Origin of the sequence: Algoriphagus aquimarinus (genome assembly GCF_007997215.1) — a bacterium.
Classification (GTDB): Bacteria; Bacteroidota; Bacteroidia; order Cytophagales; family Cyclobacteriaceae; genus Algoriphagus; species Algoriphagus aquimarinus_A.
Map to the genome: position 1 here is coordinate 241,779 of NZ_VORW01000004.1, position 25,537 is coordinate 267,315.

General features: G+C 40.7%; 18 protein-coding genes. 7 read left to right on the top strand and 11 right to left on the bottom strand.

Going from position 1 to position 25,537, the window contains the following annotated elements; translation table 11 throughout:
* Positions 1-2: 2 nt before the first annotated feature.
* From ESV85_RS09825 to ESV85_RS09835, 3 genes are all read right to left on the bottom strand, one after another.
* On the bottom strand, positions 3-1,229 hold the full coding sequence (locus ESV85_RS09825; protein ID WP_146917038.1) for a 3-phosphoshikimate 1-carboxyvinyltransferase: 1,227 nt from the start codon (positions 1,227-1,229) through the stop codon (positions 3-5).
* A 26-nt stretch (positions 1,230-1,255) separates the two neighbouring features.
* Positions 1,256-2,299 (bottom strand): 3-dehydroquinate synthase, encoded by a 1,044-nt coding sequence (gene aroB / locus ESV85_RS09830; RefSeq protein ID WP_146917039.1) that lies wholly within the window; start codon positions 2,297-2,299, stop codon positions 1,256-1,258.
* Between the two features lie 96 nt (positions 2,300-2,395).
* Complete coding sequence (locus tag ESV85_RS09835) at positions 2,396-3,493, bottom strand: chorismate mutase (RefSeq protein WP_146917041.1); 1,098 nt, start codon at positions 3,491-3,493, stop codon at positions 2,396-2,398.
* Positions 3,494-4,060: 567 nt separating this feature from the next.
* Between ESV85_RS09835 and ESV85_RS09840 the strand changes: the two genes are divergently transcribed.
* The 6 genes from ESV85_RS09840 (at position 4,061) to ESV85_RS09865 (ending at position 12,823) form a co-directional block, all read left to right on the top strand.
* Positions 4,061-5,239 carry a proline dehydrogenase family protein gene (locus tag ESV85_RS09840; RefSeq protein WP_146917043.1) on the top strand — a complete coding sequence of 393 codons (1,179 nt, stop codon included), beginning with the start codon at positions 4,061-4,063 and terminating at the stop codon, positions 5,237-5,239.
* Between the two features lie 345 nt (positions 5,240-5,584).
* The gene (gene lysS / locus ESV85_RS09845; RefSeq protein ID WP_146917045.1) at positions 5,585-7,291 is read left to right on the top strand and encodes a lysine--tRNA ligase; all 1,707 of its coding nucleotides are present in this window, start codon (positions 5,585-5,587) and stop codon (positions 7,289-7,291) included.
* Between the two features lie 271 nt (positions 7,292-7,562).
* Complete coding sequence (locus ESV85_RS22760; protein WP_146917046.1) at positions 7,563-7,943, top strand: RDD family protein; 381 nt, start codon at positions 7,563-7,565, stop codon at positions 7,941-7,943.
* Positions 7,927-8,157, top strand: coding sequence for a hypothetical protein (locus ESV85_RS09855; protein ID WP_223275965.1), 231 nt, complete (start codon positions 7,927-7,929; stop codon positions 8,155-8,157). Before ESV85_RS22760 ends, ESV85_RS09855 begins: the two co-directional genes overlap by 17 nt.
* Positions 8,158-8,450: 293 nt before the next feature.
* Entirely contained in the window at positions 8,451-9,899 is a 1,449-nt protein-coding gene (locus ESV85_RS09860; RefSeq protein ID WP_146917048.1) for a M48 family metalloprotease, read from the top strand.
* A 683-nt stretch (positions 9,900-10,582) separates the two neighbouring features.
* Positions 10,583-12,823 carry a PAS domain-containing hybrid sensor histidine kinase/response regulator gene (locus ESV85_RS09865; protein ID WP_146917050.1) on the top strand — a complete coding sequence of 747 codons (2,241 nt, stop codon included), beginning with the start codon at positions 10,583-10,585 and terminating at the stop codon, positions 12,821-12,823.
* Here ESV85_RS09865 and ESV85_RS09870 read toward each other — a convergent pair.
* The 7 genes from ESV85_RS09870 to ESV85_RS09900 all read right to left on the bottom strand — a co-directional run bounded on the left by ESV85_RS09870 (position 12,811) and on the right by ESV85_RS09900 (position 24,142).
* A complete protein-coding gene (locus ESV85_RS09870; RefSeq protein ID WP_146917051.1) occupies positions 12,811-13,749 on the bottom strand; it encodes a tetratricopeptide repeat protein in 939 nt (312 codons plus the stop codon). The genes ESV85_RS09865 and ESV85_RS09870 overlap by 13 nt on opposite strands.
* The gene (locus tag ESV85_RS09875) at positions 13,730-14,848 is read right to left on the bottom strand and encodes an AI-2E family transporter (protein ID WP_146917053.1); all 1,119 of its coding nucleotides are present in this window, start codon (positions 14,846-14,848) and stop codon (positions 13,730-13,732) included. The genes ESV85_RS09870 and ESV85_RS09875 overlap by 20 nt, the downstream gene beginning before the upstream one ends.
* A 63-nt stretch (positions 14,849-14,911) precedes the next feature.
* Positions 14,912-16,948, bottom strand: coding sequence for a M3 family metallopeptidase (locus tag ESV85_RS09880; protein WP_146917055.1), 2,037 nt, complete (start codon positions 16,946-16,948; stop codon positions 14,912-14,914).
* 230 nt (positions 16,949-17,178) lie between these two features.
* On the bottom strand, positions 17,179-19,608 hold the full coding sequence (locus tag ESV85_RS09885) for a zinc-dependent metalloprotease (protein ID WP_146917057.1): 2,430 nt from the start codon (positions 19,606-19,608) through the stop codon (positions 17,179-17,181).
* A gap of 67 nt (positions 19,609-19,675) precedes the next feature.
* Positions 19,676-21,778, bottom strand: coding sequence for a helix-hairpin-helix domain-containing protein (locus tag ESV85_RS09890; protein ID WP_146917058.1), 2,103 nt, complete (start codon positions 21,776-21,778; stop codon positions 19,676-19,678).
* Complete coding sequence (locus ESV85_RS09895; protein WP_146917060.1) at positions 21,775-22,596, bottom strand: hypothetical protein; 822 nt, start codon at positions 22,594-22,596, stop codon at positions 21,775-21,777. Before ESV85_RS09895 ends, ESV85_RS09890 begins: the two co-directional genes overlap by 4 nt.
* A gap of 85 nt (positions 22,597-22,681) precedes the next feature.
* Positions 22,682-24,142, bottom strand: coding sequence for a POTRA domain-containing protein (locus ESV85_RS09900; RefSeq protein ID WP_223275966.1), 1,461 nt, complete (start codon positions 24,140-24,142; stop codon positions 22,682-22,684).
* Positions 24,143-24,205: 63 nt separating this feature from the next.
* Here ESV85_RS09900 and yidD point away from each other — a divergent pair, with 63 nt between their 5' ends.
* Positions 24,206-24,430 carry a membrane protein insertion efficiency factor YidD gene (gene yidD, locus ESV85_RS09905; protein ID WP_146917062.1) on the top strand — a complete coding sequence of 75 codons (225 nt, stop codon included), beginning with the start codon at positions 24,206-24,208 and terminating at the stop codon, positions 24,428-24,430.
* On the opposite strand, the gene ESV85_RS09910 is transcribed toward yidD, so the two are convergent.
* The gene (locus tag ESV85_RS09910; RefSeq protein WP_146917064.1) at positions 24,427-25,530 is read right to left on the bottom strand and encodes a prolipoprotein diacylglyceryl transferase; all 1,104 of its coding nucleotides are present in this window, start codon (positions 25,528-25,530) and stop codon (positions 24,427-24,429) included. The two genes, yidD and ESV85_RS09910, sit on opposite strands and share 4 nt — an antisense overlap.
* Positions 25,531-25,537 lie beyond the last annotated feature (7 nt).

Sequence of the window (25,537 nt, forward strand, 5' to 3'; positions counted from 1 at the left end):
TTCTAAGCTTGGTTGAGAACAGAAATACCTGCAAGTTGGCAATGCTTCCAGAAGCTCGGATAAGATTTGTCCACGACAGAAGGATCTTCTATGCTCACTCTGGTTTTGGTAAGCAAAGGCATAAACGCCATCGCCATCCTGTGATCATCGTAGGTGTGAATCTTCACATCCGCTGGCATGGTCACCGAAGGGATTACCTGATAAACTTCAGGTTCGATTTCTTTCAGGTCAGCGTTGAACTTCGCCAATTCCTGCTGCAAGGCATAGATTCTATCCGTTTCCTTGATTTTCAAACTTTCCAAACCGGTGAAAGTCGCGTTCTGTCCTAGAATAGCACAGGTCACCGCGATAGTTTGAGCTAGGTCTGGACAATGAGTGAAATCCCAAGTTTCCAATCCGGTCACTTCCTGCTTTTGCAATAAAACACCACCATTCTGGAAAGTGCTCTTTACCCCAAGTTGCGCCATGATTTCCACCACTTTGGCATCGCCTTGGAGACTGTTTTCTTTTAATCCTGCCAAAAATAACTCTCCAGAATCAGCACAAGCCAGCAAACTGAACCAGTATCCTGCTCCGGACCAATCACTTTCTACAGCGAAAGTTGTTGGCTGATAAGCTTGGTTTGCAACCTTGATTTTGTTTTCCTCCCAGCTGTATTTGATACCAAACTGAGACATCGTATCCAAAGTCATTTCTATATAAGATCTAGAACCAACCTTACCTTCTAATTCTATTTCCAAACCTTTTGGCAGCAAAGGAGCGATCATCAGCATGGCAGAAATATATTGACTGGAAACGTCTCCACGGATTTTTACTTTATCGCTTTTCTGCTCAGAAAGTCCATGAATAGCCATAGGAGGATAACCCTCTACGCCCAAGTAATGGATTTCTGCGCCCACAGTTCTCAGTGCATCCACCAAAATCCCGATTGGTCGCTCGCACATACGTGCAGTGCCAGTCATTATTTTATTTTGATTGGTAATCGATGCATAAGCAGTCAAAAAACGCATAGTAGTACCTGCATCCAACACATCATAAAGAGGCGGATTCTTTTTCAGCAAGCTGATCATCGTCTGCGTGTCACGAGCTTCGGCCAGATTGCTGATTTGATTTTTTCCTTCCGTCAATGCATCGATAATCAAAACTCGATTGGATTCACTTTTGGAAGAAGGCAGTGGAATATGTGTTGGGGAAAAGTCGGGTTTCTGAGCCAGGTGAAGAACTTCCATGGTTTCGGTTTTCAAAGTCTGGGAAATTAGGAATGTGTAAGGTTTTGGTAATAGGCAATGGACTCGCGGATTTCTTCGCGGGTGATGGGGATATTGAACGTGCAATCTCCGATCTCATTGAGCAAGGAAAACATCAGTTCTTTCCCTTCGTTTTTCTTGTCTTGCAGGCAAAAATCCAGCACTTCAGGAAGGTCCGTATCGAAGATTTCTATTTTGCCATAGACTTTCAAAAGTGCGCTTTGAATAGTTTCAAGTTCAGCTATCGAAAGGGTTAATTTCTTGTGTGAGAGCCAAGCTTCGCAAATCATTCCGACTGCGATAGCTTCTCCATGTAGTAAGTGTCTTGGGCCATCCAAAAAATACGTTTCAAATGCATGGCCAATGGTATGTCCGAAGTTTAGGATTTTTCTCAATCCAGCCTCTTTCGGATCTTCAGCGACTACTTCTTTTTTGATGCTTACCGAATGATGAATAAGTGGCGACCAATAGGAGTTCTGCCAATTGTCAAAATCCAAGCTTTCAAAATAAGTCTTGTCCTTAATCAATCCATGCTTGATAATCTCTGCATATCCTGATCGTATTTCCTGCTGTGGGAGCGTTTGCAAAAACTCAGAAGCCACTAGGACAGTTTCCGGTTCATTGAATACTCCGAGGTGGTTTTTCAAACCTTGGAAATCCACACCCAATTTCCCGCCTACACTTGCATCCACCTGGGACAGGAGGGTAGTAGGCATGTTAATAAAGCGTATTCCTCTTTTGTAAATGCTAGCGCAAAAACCGCCCATATCTCCGAGTACTCCGCCTCCTATATTTAAGAATAGCGCTTTTCTGTCGAGCTGAGCTTCAGTCATCGCAGCCCAGATTTGCATGCAGGTAGCGATGGTTTTATTCTTTTCTCCAGGTTCTATGGTTAGAAAAGTGGTGTTGGAAGGGAGTAGTTCTTCAATTCTCGGGAGGCAATGGATTTTTGTGTTTTCATCTGTCAGAATAAAAAGACTAGAGAATTTCAACTCGCCGAGCACAGCGGTTAAATCTGCAGATGCATTTTCAGAAAAGATAATAGGCTTCACAAGAGTAGGATTTACTGAGCCTAAAATTAGAATAAAAAAGTCTAAGGGGAGAGGAAACCTTCCCCTCAGACTTGAATAAGCTCAGTGATTATATATTTACTTTTTTACAGAATCAGCTTCTCTAAGCTGCTTCTCTTGACGCTTTACTGACTCCTCATGGATACAATAAAGTAACTCCTTCATGAATTTCTCGCTAAGATTCTTAGCCACGCCCTTTTGAGTACGGCTTTCCATTACATCTTTCCAGCGATCAGACTGAAATACGGGTAAGTGATGCTCTCTCTTATGTGCACCGATCTGGTCGATCACTGCGAATCTTTCCTGAAGAATATCCAGCAATTGATCATCCATGTGGTCAACAGCTCTTCTCAAGTCGTTTAGACGCTCACTTGGCTGCTCAGATTCCAATGGTTTTTTGAAGTCAATCGCATCCAAAATTTCTTTCAAACGAGCTGGAGTTACCTGCTGTTTAGCATCAGACCATGCATTGTCAGGATCGTGGTGTGTTTCGATCATCAATCCATCAAGTCCGAAGTTCATCGCTTTTTGAGAGATCTCAAGGATTCCATCTCTCTTTCCTACGATGTGGGAAGGGTCATTGATTACTTCCATTCCAGTCCATACGCGCTTCAAGTGCATAGGCATAGACCAGTTTGGTTTGTTTCTATATCGCTTGTCGTAAGCATCAGAGAAACCTCTGTGGATAGCCGCCAATTTAGTCAAACCCACTGCGTGGAATCTTTCCAATGCTCCTATCCATAGATCAAGATCTGGGTTCATTGGGTTTTTCACCATCACTGGGATGTCTGTGCCTTTCAATGCATCAGCAATTTCCTGTACAGCGAAAGGGTTTACAGTAGTTCTTGCGCCTACCCAAACCACATCCACGTTGTTTCTAAGAGCGATTTCAGCGTGAGCTGCATTTCCTACTTCTACCGTGATAGGGATGTTCAAGTGATGACGAACGATCTCCATCCACTTCAATCCTTCTTCTCCTATACCTTCGAAGCTTCCCGGTCTAGTTCTTGGCTTCCAGATTCCGGCACGGAACATAGAAGGGATGACGTTGTTTTCCTTCATCTCGATACAGATCTGCTCGATCTGCTCTGGAGACTCTGCAGAGCAAGGGCCTGCGATGATGGTTGGTCCTGTGAGTCCTAGACCCCAGTCCTTGATTTGCTTGTGTTCTTTCATAATTACTGAGCTTTAAATAAAAAAAGCCCGACTCTTTCGAATCGGGCTTTATGTGTTATATTTTCTTTTTAGTTTTTGGCTAGGCAATACACAACTCCGATTCGATTTTGTCTTCGAAAGTAAAAGTAAAAGAAGCTAAAATATGTCGCTGCTGTGTTAATCATGTGTCAAATGTAAAGTGGTGATTTTTAAAAACAAAATTAATTTTACATCCATTACATTATTTAATCATCACCAATTCAGGCAATTCATTGAAAATTCGTAAATCTTGATAAAATTATAGCTGCATTCAGAATTATATTTTGATTTTCATTTGAATATGTTTCAGAAAGCCCTTAGAATTTTTTTTCGAATAATTTAAAAAGGGTAGAGGCAGGTAAGGAGAAAGGATATTTCTATTGAACAAATAGAAGAAAGAAGACGGGAGACCAAAAAGAGAGATAGAGTATCCCTCTTCAAAACCCTAACTTCCGCCTGTTTCAGGGGGCTATTCCTCATGTCATTTATCCGAACAAAAGGAAAGCGAAAGGAGTTTTTTTAATATCTTTGCAGCTTTATTTCAGGACTATGCCCTCCAGACCCAATATTTCTTTTGAGAATTTAAAGGTTGCCTTTGCCTCAAAAAGTGATGCAGAACTTAGGAATATGTACCGAGTTTTTGCCATGTTGAACAACAAGTTTGTCTCCGAGCTAGGGATTGCAATGACCAAAATCGGTTTTGCTCTTCATTTGCCTATCAAAGGAATTATGAAGCAAACGATGTTTGGACATTTCTGCGGTGGTGAGACAATTGCAGAAAGCACAACAGCTGCCCAAGATTTGGCAAGATTTGGTGTGAAATCTACCCTTGATTATTCTGTAGAAGGAAAAGGGGATGAAGCAAGCTATGATCAGACATGTGCGGAGATTCTGAAAACTATTGAGAAAGCAGAGAATCAATCATCCTTGCCCTTTGCAGTTTTCAAAGTGACAGGACTTGGAGATTACCATATAATGATGAAAGTGCAGGCGGGAGAATCTCTTTCGAATGATGAAAGTCTTGCTTTCGAAAGAATGAAAAACCGAGTTGATCAATTGTGCAATGCGGCTTTTCAGAAAGGGATAAAAATATTAGTAGATGCAGAGGAGTCTTGGTTTCAGGATGTTATCGATAACTTGGCTTACGAGGCTATGGAGAAGTATAACCGAGAGACCTGCATCGTGTACAATACCTATCAAATGTATCGACACGATATGCTGAGCAGACTGAAAGAAGCTCTTAAGCTATCTAAGGAACGAGGTTTTCTCTTAGGAGCGAAATTGGTTCGTGGTGCATACATGGAGAAAGAGGCTGATCGTGCGAAGGAACTGGGCTATCCCAGTCCTATTCAGCCAAACAAAGCTGCAACGGATCAGGATTACAATCTCGGTGTTCAGTTTTGCATAGAGAATGGAGTTTACTTAGTCTCGGGTTCTCACAATGAAGAAAGTAATTACCTTGTTGTGGATCTTATGGAGAAGCAAGGCATAGCTAAGGATTCTGACCGTGTATACTTTGCGCAGCTCCTTGGAATGAGTGATAATATCTCTTTTAATCTGGCTGACGCTGGATATAAAGTATTGAAATATGTGCCTTATGGGCCAGTAGAAAAGGTAATGCCTTATCTGATCAGAAGAGCTTCTGAGAATTCCAGTATTGCGGGGCAAAGCAGTCGGGAGTTTTCCTTGATTAAGAAGGAGATAAAAAGACGGAAGAAGAGTAAGTGATCAGAGGTCAGTCTCAGTGATCAGTCGCAATTACTATTAGGTCCAGTATCTAAAGTGTTGTCAGACTGGGTAAGATAAATTAAATAAGGGCAATGATGGTGTCGGGCTGAGCGAAGTCGAAGCCTCTTTAAGGTAAATAAAATTATTGTCCTCGACTCCGCTCGGACTGACAAGGTTTGCTGTGAAAATCATAATTCTTCATTGGCTGCGGAGTCGAAGCCCAGAAGATTGAATAGAAGTAAATAGTGTGAGGTAGAAAGGTGAAAGGTTGAAGGAATGCGACAAGCATCGGACATCGGACACCAAAAAATAAAAAAAGGAATTATAAATTTCAAATTATATAGAATGCAACTTTTAAGCGAACAGGAAATTGAACGTCGGAAAGACCGGGAAGAATTGATGAAGCTTGGGATCAACCCTTATCCAGCTGAGGCATTCCCGATCAATGTCACATCGGAGGATATTCATCGGAACTATGAAAATCGAAAGAATGACTACAAGAGTATTTCGATCGCTGGTCGCCTGATGAGTCGTAGAATTATGGGTTCGGCTTCCTTTGGAGAAATCCAGGATGCTACAGGCCGTCTACAATTCTATGTGCGTCGCGATGATATCTGCGAAGGCGAAGACAAAGTTTTATACAATACAGTATTCAAAAAGCTATTAGGAATAGGTGATTTCCTAGGCTTGAAAGGGTATATTTTTACTACTCAGACAGGAGAGATTTCGCTTCATGTGACTGAGTTGACGGTGCTTTCCAAATCTGTGAAGCCACTTCCTGTGGTGAAAAGGGACGAGGACGGAAATGTACACGATGGATTTACAGATCCTGAGATGCGTTACCGTCAGCGCTATGTGGATTTGACAGTGAACCCTGAGGTGAAGAAGACCTTTATCACTCGTTCCAGAATCATCACTCAGATGCGTCGCTATTTTGACGATCACGGATGGCTGGAAGTGGAGACTCCAATTCTACAGGCTGTGCATGGTGGAGCTGCTGCCCGTCCATTTGATACACATCACAATACCTTGGATATGCCGCTTTTCCTGAGAATTGCGAATGAGTTGTATCTGAAAAGATTGATCGTAGGTGGATTTGATGGGGTATATGAATTTGGTAAAATGTTCCGTAACGAGGGCATGGACCGTACGCACAATCCTGAATTCACTTCTATGGAAATCTATGTAGCCTACAAGGATTACATCTGGATGATGGAAATGGTGGAAGAACTGATCGAGCAGGTGACTGAACAGATTCATGGCAAAACCAAACTTACTGTAGGCAAAAATGAGATTGAATTTGCTGGTCCATACAGAAGATTGACCATGTACGATTCCATCAAGGAATATGCTGGTATCGACGTGAGCAAGATGGATGAGGAAGGCCTTCGTAAGGTTTGCGCAGAGATGGGCATAGACACCGATGCGACTATGGGTAAAGGTAAATTGGTGGATGAGATCTTCGGTGAGAAGGTAGAGGCCAACTTGATCCAGCCAACTTACATCACAGACTATCCTATTGAGATGACGCCTTTGGCGAAAAAGCATAGAACTGAGCCAGGCTTGGTGGAGCGGTTTGAGCTGTTCGTGAATGGTAAGGAGATCGCAAATGCTTACACCGAGCTAAACGACCCAATCGATCAGCGTGAGCGCTTCGAAGATCAGTTGAAGCTGGCAGAAAGAGGTGATGACGAAGCGATGGCGATGGATGAGGATTTCCTTCGTGCCTTGGAGTACGGTATGCCTCCTACGTCAGGTTTGGGTATCGGTATCGACCGTCTGACTATGTTACTTACAAATAATACCACCATACAGGAAGTGCTATTCTTCCCGCAGATGAGACCTGAGAAAAAGCAGGTGGAAATGACTGAGGAGGAAAAAGGCATCTTCGAATTGCTGAAGGCAGAATCTCCTGTTGGATTGGCAGACCTAAAAGGAAAGGCTGGACTAAGCGGAAAGAAATGGGATGCAGCGATAAAAGGCTTGACAGGCAAAGGAGTTGCTAAAGTGACTAAAGAGGGTGATGCTGTCACGGTGTCTTTGGTCGATTAATTCCAAATTGATATAAAAGTAAAAACCGAGCTGAGAGGCTCGGTTTTTTTTTGGTTTTTAAAAGCGAAGGGTAGTAAAAAAGGTATAAGTGATTTTGAAATATATCAAGTTTAAAGTCTTGTCATCGAAGCAATTTATTAAGTTATTTTATTTAAAAGATCTCAAATTATATTAATTATTCAGTTAATTTTCAGCTAGTTGAAATTTAAAATAATTTTATAGTTTTATTTGATCAGAATTATAACTAAACTCGTGTCTAATAGATTTAAGAATGAGTTCAGGAGTTAGGGTTATTCACTTTATTATAGACACATTGGTCTATTTTTTATTTGCTTTAGGCTTATTAATACTGAATAATGGTTTAATCTCAATTGAATTATTAAAGCCCATTCTCTTAGCCTTTTATTTTGTAAATTATTTTCTTTTCGAATTTTTTCTAGGTAAGACTCCGGGAAAATACCTGACTCGATTTCAAGTAGCGGATTGCAAATCAGGCCAAAGTCCTAGTATTTGGCAAGTTTTGCTGCGGACGATTGGAAGGATGATTCCACTATATTTTGTTTCATATATTATTACTGGCAAAGGTCTCCATGATCATATTTCTAATACATATCTAATCCAAACCAAATCAGAAGATGAAAAAACTAAGTAACATTTTTGTAATTGCCGTGCTTGTCCTTTGTATGTCAAGTTGTGCTACAGTATTCGGCGGGAAGGTTTCCCAATACCAGAAAACAAAGCCTATGGCTGGCGAACCTCAGCGTGATGTTAGAGTGGGGGCACTTATCGCTGATATTATTTTATTTTGGCCTGGAGCCGTTGTTGATTTTGCCACGGGAGCAATCTACAAACCAGAAGGGAAATAGAGATTCATATTCACATAAAAAAACCGACTTAATTTCTAAGTCGGTTTTTTTATGTGAAGTGCCTTTTTAAATACTTTCATTAATTTTTTAATTCTACTTTTCGATTTTCAGCAATATCCTAACAATTGCTTTTTTGATTATCTATACAGAGAGATTCGCCTTGATTTAATTCGTTGAATGGCATCTATAAAACATCTATTCAATAGTGACTAGAAACTATTTTCCTTTCCAAAATTAATTGGAATGAAATTTTCCATATCTCATTAAATTATAGCCGCCAAACTTATCATCATATGAGAACTTTCAACAATTACCTCAGCCTCTGTTCAGCATTTATACTCTTGGGTTTAAGTTCCTGTGCAATCAATCCTGTCACAGGAAAAAAGCAACTTGTTTTAATGTCTGAAGCTCAGGAAGTTGCCATGGGGCAGCAGTCGGATCCTGAAATTATCGCCTTTTTTGGTCTTTATGAAGATCCAGAACTCCAAGAATTTATCACTACGAAGGGAAATGAAATGGCGGCAATCTCCCATCGCCCAAAATTGGCCTATGAGTTCAAAATTGTGGATTCACCTGTGATTAATGCCTTTGCGGTGCCTGGTGGGTTTGTCTATTTTACCCGTGGGATCATGGCGCATTTCAACAATGAAGCAGAGTTTGCGGGGGTGTTAGGTCACGAGATTGGGCACGTCACCGCTAGGCACTCAGTGATACAGCAGCGTAATCAGCTTCTTGGACAGCTAGGCCTTATTGCAGGGATCATTTTAGTCCCAGAGCTAGGCCAATTTGTAGATCCGCTTTCCCAGGGAATGCAGTTGGCATTACTGAAATTTGGTAGAGATGCGGAGCGACAGTCGGATGAGCTAGGTGTGGATTATTCTTCCCAAATCGGGTATGATGCCACTGAGATGGCAGACTTTTTCGAAACGCTGGAAAGGCAGCAGACTAATAGTGGAGCAGATGAAATTCCACCGTTTCTCTCGACTCACCCTTCTCCTGAAGAAAGAAATGCTACTGTCGAAAACCTAGCGTTGGAATGGCAGCGAAAATCTAAAATGACTGAATTTGCAGTAAACCGAGATAGTTACCTGAGGAAAATAGACGGACTTATAGTAGGAGCGGATCCAAAGCAAGGATTTGTGGAGAACAGCACCTTTTACCATCCTGTACTCAAAATCCAATTTCCAATCCCTACAGCCTGGAGTCACCAAAATACACCACAGCAGTTTCAAATGGCACCAAAGGCTGGAGATGCAGTCATGATCCTCACCTTAGCTCCGGGAGCTAGCTTGGAGGAAGCCGCGAATGCAGTTTTGGAGCAGTATAAATTGACTTTAGTAGAATCCAAGAAGGAGACCATCAACAGAATGCCAGCTATAGTCATGGTTGCTGATCAGGTGCAGGAGCAAGGTGCTACCATCCGTGTTCTTTCTTCCCTTATTCAGTTTGAAGGAAATATCTACAGCCTGATGGGAGTGACAGATGCTGCTAATTTTAACTCGTATCAATCAATTTTTTCAAACACGATCAGAGACTTTCAGGAATTGCGAGATTCGGAAAAGCTAAATCGTAAACCTGACATTATAAAGATCAAAACCATTCCAAATTCTATGTCCTTAGAGGCAGCATTTAAGTATTATGGAATGCCAACGGAGCGATATGAAGAGCTTTCTCTTCTGAATGGTATGCACTTGACAGATCAGCTTAATAAAGGCATGCTGATCAAGGTAGTTGGAAAATAATCGATCACTGCTTTAGCGATATGAAAATGAAACCGGGCTGAGAGGCTCGGTTTTTTTTATGATTTGAATTAATTGTTCATGGAGCTCGAATGATTATGAAGCAGGCTTAATATGAAAAGTGATCACTGGGCAACTTGTCTATGAGAATCCACACAAATTAAAATCGTTCTTACTGGCGAAGAATTAAATGCAAATTCACTTTGGTATTATGAATATCCTGTCTAAAACTCTAGCCCAAGCCAAGAACAGCTTGATTCCCGAATATACCTTGATGCAATTCTCGCGGTTCGATTGGGTGATGGCATGAGAGCTACTAGTATGATCAATATTTACTACTGGTGTTTGGAAGTCTGAAGATTGAAGTGCTTTAATTATATTGAAGGAAGGTTTAGGTTGTAAGGCTTTAGATGGGTCAATGAAATGAGCTAAGTGATGCGTAGTTAGCGGAAAGCAATAAAGTCATGCTGAGTAGAAAAATTAAAATGTAATATTTTTAGAAAAACAGATAGGCCTTCAACGCATGAATAGCAAGGATATTTAATTTTTCGTCAAATAAATGTATTTATAAGCCATAATAATTGTTATGAAATACAAATTGGTGTATGTTTGTGCTATATGTGATTGTTTCATTGATTTTATGATTTTATCAAGATCAAAGACCAGTCACCGCAAGCCCTAATTTGATGCAAGAGACAGGAATCAACAGTACTTTTAAGAAATTAATTTTCGAGTCATCAGAGATGGTGTTCCTTGCAGATGATTCCTTTCCATATCCTATCTTTTATACCAACAAATCCTTTGAAGATCAGATTGGTACAAGCCTAGTTGATAGAAGCCTAGTAGGACTAGGATTGGATATCAGCAGTTTTATTTTCAAGCAGGAATTGAAATTGAAGTATGAGGGAAATGAGTTTGACTTTCTCATAGAACTACCACAGGATAGCTCAACAAATCATTTTTTATTTTACAAGGGCAAAAAAGTCAGAACAAAAGGACTTCCTACCAAGAAAGAGTTTGAACAGTTTATAGTTGAATCTCCCAATGCACAAGTGATAGTGAAGCCAGATGGAGGGATTTTCCATATCAATACGGAGGCAGTTAATCTATTCGGCTACAAGCAAGATTCAGTATTAAATCATCTTAGCGAACTTGAGGGCTTATTTGATGAGCCTCAGCAATGGAAAAATTGGATTAGCCCCGCTGTTTCCGGATCTGATAGGCAACAATTTTCAGCAATACTTACTTATTCATCTGGAAATCAACTTTCGTTAGAAATTGCCTCCAAGCAACTTTCGGTAGATGGCTTACGGTATGTATTGCTTTCATTCCAAAATATCTCTGAGAAAGTTACGCTGGAGAAGGATTTAGAAGATAGTAGTAATTTCCTAATGAATCTTGCAGAGCAGGTCCCTGGCGGGTTATATCAACTTGTTTTGGATGATGAAGGAAAAATGAGCTTTTCTTTTCTTTCTAAAGGAATTGCACAAGTATTAGGATTGAAGCCTGAGGAAATTGAGAATTTCACAGACATTTCTATTGCAATCTCTCGAGTTCACCCAATGGATTTGCCGCAGGTAATTATGAGTTCTATCGCCTCGGCTAAGAAAGTAGAGCCTTGGCAATGTCAATTCCGCGTAAAAACAGATCCAAATTCTGAGGAATACAGGTGGATTCTTGGAGCAGCAAGACCAGAGGCACTTGCAAATGGAGACATGGTTTGGTATGGTTATTTGACCGATATAAGTCAGCAGAAAATCTTTGAAGCCAAGCTGAACGAATCTAAGAAGGCTGCAGAAAAGGCGAATAAAATTAAGTCGGATTTCCTCTCTATGATCAGCCATGAGCTACGTACGCCACTGAATGCTATTTCTGGTTCGACGTATTCTCTGATGCATGATCATCCTCAGCTACAGCAAAAGTCTGAGTTGGATACTATTAATTTTGCAGTAGATAATCTGATTATTATGATCAATGATTTACTAGACTTTCAAAAGATTGAAGCAGGTAAATTAACTATTGAAAAGGCACCTTTCCATCTAAGCTCTTTTGTTAGCCAGATTATCAAAGGCTTATCATTTCATGCAAGGGATAGCAAAAATAGACTTGAAGTTTCAATTTCGGAGGAACTGGATATTACTATTTGTGGAGACAAGACCCGTCTGTCTCAGATACTTAATAATCTAATTACCAATGCACTCAAGTTTACTAATGAAGGTGAGGTAAAAGTAATTGTGAATTTGGTCGAAAGTACCAATGACAAAGCCAAAGTATATTTTGAAGTGAGTGACAATGGTATAGGTATCGCACCTGAGCATCAGGAGAAGATTTTTGGTGATTTTGATCAGGTAAGACCAACCTTTAATACAAAGTATGGTGGAACAGGCCTAGGACTTTCTATCACAAGAAAGCTATTGAATCTGATGGGAGGAGAAATATCACTTCAATCCGTAGTAAATGAAGGAAGTAAATTCTTTTTTGCATTGGAGTTTGAGATCGCTGAAGAGCAAGAGAAAAAGTCTTCCCACCACACCAATTATTCAAATGATAGCGCTTCACTACATCTACTGATGGCAGAGGATAATGATGTGAATGCCTTGGTATTGGGTAAGATCATTAATAAGTGGGGTTTCACTTACGAGCGAGTTAGGAATGGGGTAGAGGCTGTTGATGCAGCAAAACGATCAACTTTTGATTGTATCCTGATGGATATTCAAATGCCCGAAATGGATGGTTTTGATGCGACTAAGGCTATCAAGAAAATCTCAGAATCGCCTGTAATAGCCCTTACTGCAGCTGCAAAACTTGAAATCAAAGATAGAATAGAGGAATGCGACTTTGACGGATATGTAGCGAAACCTATAGATGCTTCTGAATTACAAAAAATTATTCGCGAAGTGATTTTACACCGAAATCAGAGTGCCTGAGCCTTCTCCAAGTATTCTTTGACCAAGTCCATATCAGGATAGTTCTGATTCAACTCTACCAAATATTGCAAGGCAGAAGTTTTGTCTCCTTGCATTACATAGTAAATCCCCTTATTTCTTAGCGCAAAAGGATTGTTTGCATTCATCTGAATACTTTGATTGATCAGGTCAAGGCCTTCTTCCTTTTGATCTAGAAAAAGCAGATACAAGCCTTTATTGTTATAATAGTAAGCTTGGCTCTTATCAAGTGAAATCGCCTTCTCCACTGCGTCTAATGCTTCAGAATAATTGTGCTCATCAAAATAGATCATAGAGCGTAGGTTGTGAAGATTTGGTTCCAAAGGATTGACAATCATCGCTTCAGTTAAAATCTTTTTTGCAGCTTCATAATCCTTCTGATAGAAGTGTATGGTTGCTTGGTTTACTAGCAAGTCAGAGTTTTCCGGGTTAATCTCAGAAGCCTTTTTGAAAGCCGTTATTGCTTCAGGAAAATTCTTTAGTTTTTCTTCAACCAATCCCGTCAGGAAGTGACTTTTCCAGTTTTGATCATCGAGTTGCACGAGCTTTTGAGCATCCTCTCTGGCATTGTAAAACTCTCCGTTGTCAAGATAACTTAAGCCTCTTTGGAAAATAGCATCGTAATAGTCTGGATTGTATTTGATCGCTAGACTGAGATCTTGTATGCTCTCCATCAGTTGATTTAGCTGTAAATGAGCGAGTGCTTTATTGTAGTAAGCATCGGAGTAAGTGGAATCCATTTCAAGAGCCTCACCATAGAATCCCATCGCACTTTTGGGGTCATTTTCTTCCATCTTTTCATTCCCTTTTAGAAGGAATCTCCCTTTCTTATTTTCATCGGAATCACAGGCAAATGCTGTTCCGATGATAAGTAGTGCCAAAAGTGTTTTAATCGTTCTCCTTTTCATTTACTTCTTCAGATTCTTCTGTCTTTGCAATTATTTTTTCCTCTTCTTTTTCTTCTCCAAGCAACAAGGCAAACGGCTTGGTAGCATCACTTAGATCGAATATTTCCCTTAGAATAGCCATCATAGGAATGATTAAAATCATCCCAGCCACTCCCCAGATAGTACCTCCGACTATTAAACCAAGAAATGTGATAAATGCATTCAGGTTTACATTTCCTCCGACGATTTTCGGCGTAAGGAAGTTTCCTTCAATCATCTGGATAATTTGGTAACTAACAAGAACACCTGCAGGATAGAATAAACTGTCCTTGGTGAGAAATGAATAGATCATTGGTAGCATAGCTCCGAAAAACGGGCCTACATAAGGAATGATATTTAACATTGCTCCAAGTGTACCGAAAAACACCGCGTGCTTTATTCCAAGTAAGGAGAATGCAGTAATATTCAGAATGGCGAGGATACCCATCACTTTTACCACACCTACGATGTAGTTTAGAATCACCTTTCGGAGACTTACTATTCGTATTTTCACTAGCTCCGGATCCTTGTCCTTGTAGATATGAATAATCACATTGGTAAGGTGATTTCTATACAAGAGAAAGAAAAACATAAATACTGGAATCAAAACCAATCCCGTCAGTGAGCCTACAGTTTTAAGCGCGAAGTCTCCAATACTTGAGCTGTTTTTAGTCAATAGGTTTTTTAAGTAATCAGTATTGGCTTTCTCACTTAAAGCAGTATTGTAGGAAAAGGTATCCATTGACCATTGATCCACATCTTCTGCATATTCAGTTAGTCTTCCGGAAACGTCATCGAAATCCTTCGTGAAATTTGCCACATTTCCAATAATAAAAGTCAAAAGCCCTCCTACAAGAGCTGTCATGACAAGAAGAGAAATGACACAAGATAATATTCGCGGGACTTTCTTTGATTCCAGCCACATGGATAGAGGGGTAAGCAAAATCGCGAAAAACCCGCCCATAAATAGGGGCACAAGAAGGCGCTTTCCTACAATCAGAAAAAACACCAACACGATAATGAATATCATTACAGCGAGAGCCTGTAAATAGGCAGGTAGTTTCAAACCTTGGTTTTTCATTAAGGAGTTGTGTTAGGATGTAAATGCATCTTTACAAGACAGATTTAAAGTAAAGAAAGCAAATTATTCTGTAATCAAGCCAGCTCGCTTCAGCAAGGCGTCTTGCTTAGGTTCTCTACCCCGGAATCGCTTGTATAGCTTCTCTGGATGCTCACTTCCGCCTGCAGACAGTATGTTTTTTACAAATGAATCCGCAGTAGCTTTATCGAAAACTCCTTTTTCCTGAAAAAGTTCGAAGGCATCTGCATCCAATACTTCCGCCCATTTGTAGCTGTAATAGCCAGAGGAATAGCCTCCTTGGAAAATATGCGAAAACGAGGTACTCATCAAGGTTCCCGATACTTTAGGAAGTAGATCGGTAGGCTTCATTATTTCTTCTTCAAATTCAAAAATGCTCGAAATCGTAGTTGGGTCTTGGCTATGATACGCCATGTCCAACAGGCCAAAGCTGATTTGCCTTACTGTCTGATAACCTTGCTGGAAATTTGAAGCCTTTTTGATCTTCTCGATTAGCTCTTCAGGAATTTTCTCTCCCGTTTCATAGTGCCTCGCAAAGAGATCTAAGCATTCTTTTTCGTAGCACCAGTTTTCAAAGATCTGTGAAGGAAGTTCTACAAAGTCCCAAAAGACACTTGTGCCTGAAAGTGACTCGTAAGTCCCTTTGGCCATCATGCCATGAAGTGCATGACCAAACTCATGGAAAAGAGTAGTGACTTCATTGAAGGTTAAAAGACTAGGTTTTGACTTTGTAGGTTTGGTGAAATTGCACACGATAGAAACATGCGGGCGGATATCTTCACCTTCTTTTACACTTTGGCCTTTATAGCTTGTCATCCAAGCTCCATTCCGTTTGCCTGGACGTGGGAAAAAGTCAGCATAGAATACTGAGAGGTAATTTCCGTCTTTGTCTTTGACTTCGTAGGCAGTTACATCTTTATGATAAACAGGAATGTCTGCTGCGGGAGAAAAGGTGATTCCAAAGAGCTTTTCGGCAGTTTGGAATACTCCATCAATTACTTTCTCCAGTTGGAAATAGGGTCTCAGCAGCTCGTCGTCAAGCGCATATTTTTCCTTTTTCAAAAGCTCTGAGTAATAGGCAAAATCCCATTTTTTCAAACCTTCTATTCCATCTAGTTGGTTGGCAAAAGCTTCTAATTCTTTCATTTCAGCCATTCCTTTTGGCTTGGCTTTCTCGAGCAGAGAATCTAAAAAGGAAATAACCTGACTTGGACTTTTGGCCATTCGCTCTTCCAATACAAAATCTGCGTGGCTTTTGTAGCCTAATAATACTGCTCGGTCGTGACGTAGTTTTAGGATTTGCTTGATGATTTCCTGATTATCAAGTTCATCGCCCTTAGCGCATTTAGTGCCGCTAGCCATGAATAGTGTCTCGCGCAATTCCCTGTTTTTCGCATAGGTCATCGCGGGGATATAGCTAGGATAGTCTAGGGTAAAGGCCCACTTTCCAGGTTGCTCTTTTTCTTCAGCGATTTGCGCTGCAGCTTCTTTTATTCCTTCAGGAAGTCCTTCTAAATCAGATTCCTGATCCACGAAATGGACATACTTGTTGGTTTCAGCCAATACGTTCTCTCCAAATTTCAAGGATACTTGTGCTAATTCCTGATCAATTTTTCTGAGTTGATCCGCTTTGTCACCTTCAAGTTTCGCTCCGTTTCTTACGAAAGACTTGTAGGTTTTCTCTAGTAAAGTTGTTTGCTCAGCAGTCAGTTTCAGCTGGTCTTTTTGATCAAAAACCTGTGAAACTCTTTGGAAAAGATCTTGATCCAGAAGTATGTCGTTGCCATGCTCAGTTAAGAGCGGAGATATCTCTCGAGCTAACGATTGGATTTCTTCATTAGTCTCGGCGGAATTAAGGTTGAAAAATATCCCTGCTATGATGCCAAGTCTTTTGCCAGCTCCATCGAGTGCTTCAATCGTATTCTCAAAAGTAGGAAGTGATTCTGCTTTAATAGTTACAATATCTGCTTTGGCTTCAGTGATGGCCGATTTTATAGCTGGAAGATAATGGCTAGGTGTGATTTGATCAAAAGGAGCTGTATCGAAAGGAGTGGCGAAATCTGCCAATAATGGGTTATTCATAAATCTAAAATCGTTTGGCTAATTAAACAGGCGCTTTCCAGGATGGTTCCATCAAATGACCTGCTTTGGTCAATTTGGTCGCTAATTTACCCATTTACGCTGTAAAGCGTAGTGGCTTCAGAGATGATATCTAGTTTTTGTGTTGGTTAATTTAATTTTACTAGGGCTATAAATCAAAAATGCACTTCAGGCTCGATAGCTGAAGTGCATTTTGATGTTTTTAATCCGTGTTAGAAATCAAAGTCACAACTCATGATATCCATACCGATAGGTGAGCCGTCTGGAGCTGTCAGCGTTTCTTGCGGGATTAGTTCTTCTGGAAGATCAAGAAATGTCTTGGTTTTTTCGGCCAAATAAACTCGATGCTGTGCTGCAGCATCTTTACCAACAGACATGCGTTGTTCTTCGGGGTTTGCAAAATATGCCAATCTCCCTCTAGCAATCGCTCTGATTGTGTTAGATACGTCTGCATTTTTAGCCAAAGCAATTAAATGATCCACGTATTTTGACTGTGTCATCAGGATTATTTCCAGATTGAGATCTTCTTTGTTATAGCTAGAGAATATTTGTTTCTCCACACTTGTTAGTAAGTCATTAAACCCAAAAAGATTGTTTTGCTGCAAATGCTGTAGATAAATGCGACTTACTCTAGCTCCATCCAGTAGGAAATCAAAGGTCAAATCAACGATGGTTTCTGCAGGAGCAATAGGGTCAAATATCGGACTTACCCTTGAAACGAAAGTTTCTCTATTTCTACCATAGCCAAATGGTCTTGGTGGAATTAATCTTAAAATATGTTCTGGCACCCGCAGTTGCTCTGGTGAAATGGTTTGCAAAAGAGCCTGTAATGCAGCTTCCTGCTGATCATTGTGAACCCAGCCATGATTTGGCTGATTGTCTCCTTTTATTTTGTATCTATAATCTACTCCACCAAGTAGCTTACTGGTAGCTTCTATTTGATATCTATGCATCAAATACAGAGGTACAAATACTTCTTCAATCAGTGCTTGTGGCTGGCCAGTCGGAATGGCATTCAAACCGAAAGTTTTCATTCTGTTTTTTCGCAACTCAAGCATTCTCATCAATTCCACCGAAGCAGATGCTCCATTATCCCACAGGTGAGAAGTTGGATGGGCTCCGCTTGGGCTCCTGGAGTCCGAATCCGTGATGAATTGATGGCCGGATTCATAGGTGTCTTCTAAGGTTTTCTTGAGAAAAGCAGCTTCATCCTGATCTTTAGGCGTCACAGCATAGCCGTATTTGATAGCCCATTTATCCCAATCACCGATTTTATCATCATAGGCATTGCTTAGATCCAGCTCACCATTTGCTGTCTCAGTAATCAGTGGATATGGGTAATCCATAACCGAAGAGCGATTGTTGGCTGAAGTAGCATAACTGTGTGCTAAGCCGATGGTATGACCTATTTCATGTGCAGAAAGTTGCTTCAGTCTGGCTACAGCCAGTTCTAGCATTTTTGGGTTAGCAGGAGCGCCATCTTCGAATGGTTGCAAAAGTCCCTGTGCAATCAAGTAATCCTGTCTCACACGTAGAGAACCTAGAGAAACATGACCTTTCAAAATCTCACCTGTTCGAGGATCACGGACACTAGCACCGTAGGACCAGCCTCGTGTGGAGCGATGAACCCACTGAATCACATTGTAGCGTACATCCATCAGATCCATGCCTTCTGGAGCCAGTTCCACTCTGAATGCATCAATAAATCCTGCCGCCTCGAATGCTTGATTCCACCAGTTTCCTCCTTCAATCAAAGCCGAAGCCACAGGTTCTGGAGTTCCTCTATCAAGGTAATATACGATTGGCTCGACGGCTTCCGACATCGCTGCGCTAGGGTCTTTCTTTTCCAATCGATGACGCGCTATGAATCTTTTCATGATTGGCTCGGAGATTGGCGTAGTGAAATCCATGTAAGAAATACTACCATAGCCAGCTCTAGGATCAAACTCGCGTGGCTCATACTTATCGTCAGGAAGCGAAATGAATGAGTGGCGTTGACGGACAGTGACAGCATCTGGAGAAGGGGTTACAGATCTTAGATTCCCACCTGTCGCCTGACCAGTTAAGGTAATGGTCATTTCCACTTCGGTATTTTGAGGGAAGTTTTTGGTCATTGGGTAGTACAATCCTGAGCGACTAGCATCTGCTCTGAATGATCCCTGACGACTTCTGGTCAAAGTTTCTCCTACTCCGTGAACATCCTGAAGATAAAAATTGGTCGCATCTACGATTAACTTATCTCCGTCCTTCTGTGCGATTTCAAACCCCCAAAGAATTGATTCCGCGAAGGCATCTTTGATAGATTGTACTTCTGCGGGATTGTCAGAATATGCTCTGAAATCGTAGTTTTTGTGAACCAAGAATAGCTTGTTTCCAGATTTTCTGAATTCCACAATTCGAGTGTCTCCCAATTGCCCACGATCCAGCCCTATGTCATTGGATCCTACGCCTGCTGTTAAAGAATTTACATAGAGAAATTCCCATTCTAGTTTGTCAATTTCGAGGTAAATCTTTCCTTTTTCCTCGTCTAGGTAAAAAGGGATAAATCCATCTTTCTTACTCATTTTGCTCAAGTCTAGGCTTTGTGCAAACCCATTATTCAGTGAAAGGAGGGTAATGAGGATCAGTAGTAGTTTTTTCATAGTAGCGGTGGTGTTTGAGTACAAATTATCAAAAAAGCAGACTCTCATTTATACCATTGATGGAAATTTAGCGATGAAGCATATATCGAATGAGTAAAGTGGTTTCACTCTGGTGGTATCCATCAATCTCCTGCAGCCCAGAACTGATGCTTTCCCGATCGGTGTATGATGTTCTTGAAAAGCGAAAATAGGTGGTGATCTGGGAGTTGATTTGATATTGAGCAAGCAGATAATAGCGCATTCCCTGTCCGGAAAAAGCAGGTATGGAGAATGTCCATAATACATTATTCTCAAAAGCATAAAGCCTGGTATCGTAGTCGTCAGTATCGAAAAGTGCTATTCTTCCTGTCAGTCTGAATTTACTGAAACTGTATTGCGCGTCCTGAAGAACCATAAAACCGGCCGATTTTTGATCATTATAATTGACACGACTGAAGAGAATCCTTGAGCGAAAAAAGAAAGTTTTACTGACGTTATATTCCAGACTGAGTAATCCATTTACCTTATTCAAAGGTTTGATTTGATAGGGGAGCGATGGCTCTCCGGAGTCCGAAAGATTCCTGTCTTTTTGCTCTTCCCTTATTTGAAAGAATGCGACAAGGTTTCGGTTTGGCTGAAAGCTGATTCTAGCTAGCCATTCGTAGCCTTTGGATGGAGCATATACTCTGTATCTAAACCATGGAAACCTGAAATAATCATAATAAGCATTGATCTTCCATTTGGGGATTGGCTTGACTTGGATACCTAGATAGACACCTTGTTCATTTGCTGGCTTTGTACTTTCTGAAAATGAGTTGGCGTAGAAACTGTGAAAATCTTTATCGTATTTTCTCCATAGAACCGAAAAATCTACTTGCTTGCTCAAGCTTGAAATAAATCCTATCACGTTTCCTTTTCCACCAGATTGGGAAATAGCAGATTCACCAAAAAGGAAGAAATTTTTCCAATTGTAATTCATATAAAGGCTACCTACACTGTTGCGTTGCCCTGCAAAATCAAATTGATTGTAAAGCGTAGGTTCTTTGATCCATGGGTGATCAAATCTTGTGTAGAGATAGTTGCTGCCAGCTTGCAGCTTTCCGGAAGTTGAAGAAAATTGGACATTTCCACCGAGGCTAACTTCTCGAAATTGATTTTTAGTGCTGAGTTCACTTGATGTACGATGGAGTCCACTTTGGTTGAATGAGTTGATCGTCAAGCCCTCTGTGCTGAGTGTGTCCAGAAGGGCAGAAGCTCGGCCATCTCTGGGAGCGTTGGAAGCAATCAAGCTACTTTGCCAATTCCCGCTTTGATAAGTAAGTCCTGCACCACGCAAAAACCCAAATTCTAATGCCGCTGTGTAAGGCAAAATCCCGACACTACTTCTTCTTACGGTCGGAACTGTTTCTGCACCTTTGCCAAGAGAATATCCTGCACCAAAAACTAACCCTTGGCCAAATTGTGCCTGGAAATCTCCCAATGCGATGGTTTTCCATTTTCCTACATAATACTTGGTGAAGTGAAATGAGAAAAAATTGAAGCCATATCTGGCTGTTTTGCTATCCCAAGTGAATTGCTCTCCAGGATCTTTATCTAGTGTCAAGCCAAGACTAAAATCCCGCGCATGTTGGATTCGAAATCTGAGATATAATTCATTCGGATCTCCTAGGTAGCGGCTGGATATTTTCCCAGTAGAACTCGTGTCTGCAGGTGTGAATCCTTTTCGGGTTTCCCAGGTACGACGATGACGAAGCATAAAATATGCTTGTTCTTCAGTTCCAACTCGCTTCCAAAAGGCTTGAGTTTGATTTGATACGCCAGTTCCCAAAGTTAAAAATGGAAGAATCTGTTCTATGGTTTTGAGATCAAAAGCTGGGACGGCTTGCAACTCATAAAGAGAGATTAGTGGTCCATACTTGGCTCTATAAGCAATTAAACTGCTGATTTGTATAGGATCGAGTAGGTAGCTAGAAGCAAGCACTTCTGCACTTGCGCGGTTGACGTCCATGGGATTGAGGAAGAGTTGAAGGAGCACCTCATAAATAGATTCGTAATCTAAATCTTCGTCTTGTACAGGGAAAAGACGCTCCATAAACGATTCTAAGTCTATTTCCCTTTGTGGAGGCTGTTGGGAAAGCACGTGAGAATTCATCAAAAAAACCAGAATAGCTATGAGTGTGATCGCTTTCATTTTTCGACAAAAGAAAATCCCAAACTCAGATGATTTGTACTTCCTAAAGCCTGATTTTGCCCGTAAGCATAATCCAGACTGCAGCGGTTTGATTTCAAGCCTACGCCAAAGAACAACCTGCTTGGATTGCTATTGATACCCGTTCGAAGGAATATCCAGTCTTTGATTCCATATTCTAATCCGGCTTTTACGACAGGTTTGATTTGGATATCCTTTTCCACTTCGAGATGGAACTGGAGTTGGGATATGGGAAGGTAAAAGAGGCCCAAGCTTACTCCGGTTGGAAGTCTTGTTTCAGAATCTTTTGAGATTTTGGCTCGATTGAGATTGGAAATACTAGCTCCAATGGAGAATTGAGGGCTGAGTTCTGCCATTCCTCCAAGACTAAAAATAAGGCTATTTCCGCTTCCGAATCCTTCTATTTGAGTTTGAAACAATTCTAATTTTCCACCCACACTTACAATTCCTAATTGATTTGCGAAAGCTAATCCGAGTGTTTGCTGGTTGAATAACTTTCCTCCATAGCGTGAAACTCCCAAGCCCACAGTTCCAGCTTTCACCTTCCATGCCCCGACAAAGGAAGCAGTACTTAGTTCTTGTAGTCCAAATCGATTATCATATCCAGCTGAAACTGCTGAATATTCCAATTTTGCCAACGCACCAGGATTATTGAAATAGCTCCAAGAGTCCATGCCATGCACGCGCAGATTGCCCATGCTTTGACTTCTAGCACCATGTACTTGAGTCAGTGGGTCTGTTTGTGCTTTTGCGAAAAAATGCAGACAAAGCAGGAAGCAGGAAAAAATCAATTGCTTCATAATAGATTGAAAAAAGGCTTAACTAATTTAGTTAAAAACTTGATAATCAATCTAACAGTCTAATTATTTTTTTAGACTGTCATTCCTAGAATGGAGAAGAGAAGTTAAAAAAGAAGTTCCCTTCATTTCTATTATTTAGGGAATATTCGAAGCGCAATACTGAATCATAGAAGCCAACTAGATCTATTCCTGTACCATATCCCATCAGATATTTGTTAGCAAGACGTGAATTTTCAGGGATGTGGTTTCTGTCTTTTACATAGCCGTGATCAAAATTCGCACTCAAGTATAGGCGGATAGGAATTGTATTGAATTGCTCCAGTTGAACCAAATTAGAAATATCGATTTTCCAATCCACGAATTTCCAACGGAAACTATTTTTGTGCACATAAAGCTGCTGTCCTTCGACCACATTCAATTCATACCCACGAATAAAGTTTGGATTGTATCCGATGCCTCTAACAAGGGTGTAGGGTTGGCTTTTGCTCAAAAACCAATCAGCGGTCAACCCAGTATTGAAGTGGAATTTATCAGAAAGCTTAAAGTATTTATTGGCGGTGAGATTTACTTCCACCTCATCAAGTTCTTCAGTATATACTATACCGTATTTGGTGATCGATAGCTGAAGTAATTCCCCGTCGGTAGCATAGGATACATTGTCTCTGCGGTCGTGTCTAAAAGTGTATGTCGCATAGAAGTACCTTAATTTATTTCCACCATGCTGGAAATAATCTGGGTTTTCTATTAGCACTTCATCTGCGACGCGTGTTCCACTATATCCTAAAGTTAGGAAGTGATAATTGTAGTAACTCCTTCTATAGGTATATCTAAGGGCTGCAGCAAAGCTTTTCTTGATGATTTCTTCATTCTCATTGGTGTAGAAGACCTGCTTGTTGAACTCAGATTTGATAGGAATGGTCTTATTTTCTTTGAAAGTCAGCTGAGCGGCAAGGCCATGTTTCTGGTTTTTATCAATGTAAGGCTTACTGTATTGGAAGTCTATTGCTTTGGTGAAGCCCAGTTGCCCAGCGAATTTGAGTTTCTCATTTCTGCCTCCCACATTGCTATGACTAAGTCTTAGACCATAGTTTACTCTAGAGAAATCCCTGTTTTGATTTGTCCACCACTCTGAGAAGTTTCTGTCTGCAAGCTGAAAAATGATTTGCGGAAGAATATACCAGCGTTCCTTTACAGTAATTAAGATTTCTACCTCCCTGTCGCTAGTAATTAATGGAGTAATTTCGACTGATGTGAAAAGTCTAAGGTTGTAGATTTTCTTTTGGTCGGCAATAATTATCTCTAGGAAAGTATTCCAATCGTAATAATAATCAGTAGTGAAATCTAATTCCCTGAGAATTACACTCTTTTTCGTTTTTACATTTCCTACTATGAAAATATTGTTAACAGTTACGCTATCTGGCGCAGTCTTACTTGCAGGAGCATAAGAAGTATCACCTTGCGCATAGGAAGTATTTCCCCATGGCTCTAGGAAAAGGGCTATGATTAGGAGAGAGAAATAAAGGATATTTGGATTCTTGGTAATCAAGAGGGAATTCAGATTGAAAATATTTGGTTACTTACGCAATCGCTTACACTTAGGACTTAATTCATGGCAAAATCCATACTTCGAAAGATAGCTATATTTCCAGTATTGGTCTATCAATACACTATTTCTCCCTTATTTCCTTCTAGCTGTAGGTTTACACCAACTTGCAGCCAATACATGAAGGAGTCAATAATGAAGCATGGAGTTTTTGCAGGAGGCTGGATGGGATTAAAGCGAATTGCCCGTTGCCATCCTTGGGGCGGCCACGGGCATGATCCAGTACCTTAGTTTTTGATAGGCTTCACACCATTTTTCATAGCTCTAGCCACCAATATCACTCCGGCAATTACAAGAGGAATACTCAGTAATTGTCCCATGTTGAAGGCCATACCATCTTCGAAATCTACTTGGCTTTCTTTGAAGAACTCCCAAACGAAGCGCATCCCAAAAACTGAGATGAGGAAAATGCCAAGGAGAAGTCCATCTGGCAAACGTTCTTTGTATTTATTCCAAAGTGCGAAAAGCACAAGGAAAATCACGAAATAGGAGAGTGACTCGTAGATCTGTGTCGGATGCTTTGTTCTTCCAAAGGTTCGGACTGTTACTAAATAGTGGTCTCCCTTATCAGAAATTGACATGTCCAAAGGACTTTCTACTGGCTCTGCTAAGTAATCTTGACTAGAGTTGAACTCAGTCAAAGCATACTTAATGTCACGTCTCAGCGTACTTTCTAAATCTTCTAAAGAATAGGCTCCTTTATTGATTTCTAGGTCAATGTTTAGTGGAACAATACCATTTCCAACCAGTTCATTTTGGCGGTCATCAGGTTTGTATGGGTCGATAGACTCAATCGGTACTTTCAGGGTAGAAAGTAATTCTTCCGTGTCCCAAGCGTAAACGATTCCATAATCAGAGTTTGTGTCTTTCCCGCCAATTTCCGAATTCATTAGATTACCAAATCTGATCAATGCCCCGGTCATAGCCGTTACGATCACAATTCTGTCTACCACCCATAGGTAGTTTTGTCCAGGAGTTCTTTTGGCATACATCCACAAGGCTATTGGAATCACAATGGCAGCTCCGTGACTGGCAAGTCCACCTTCCCAGACTTTCAAGATATCTATAGGGTTACTTAAATATTTGGCTGGTTCATAGAAAAGGACGTGACCAAGTCTAGCGCCGACTATGGTAGCCACTACCATGTAGATAGTTAGTTTGTCTACCAATTCTGGATTTTGTCCTTCCTTTTTGAAAAAATGAACCATGAATTGCTGTGAAATCACAAAGCCAGCGGCAAAAAGAATACTATACCAAGGAGGTCTTTCCCAGCCGTGAATTACTGAAGGGCTAGGGTCCCAAACGATGTAGTTCATGATTAATTCAAGCATAGTTGAT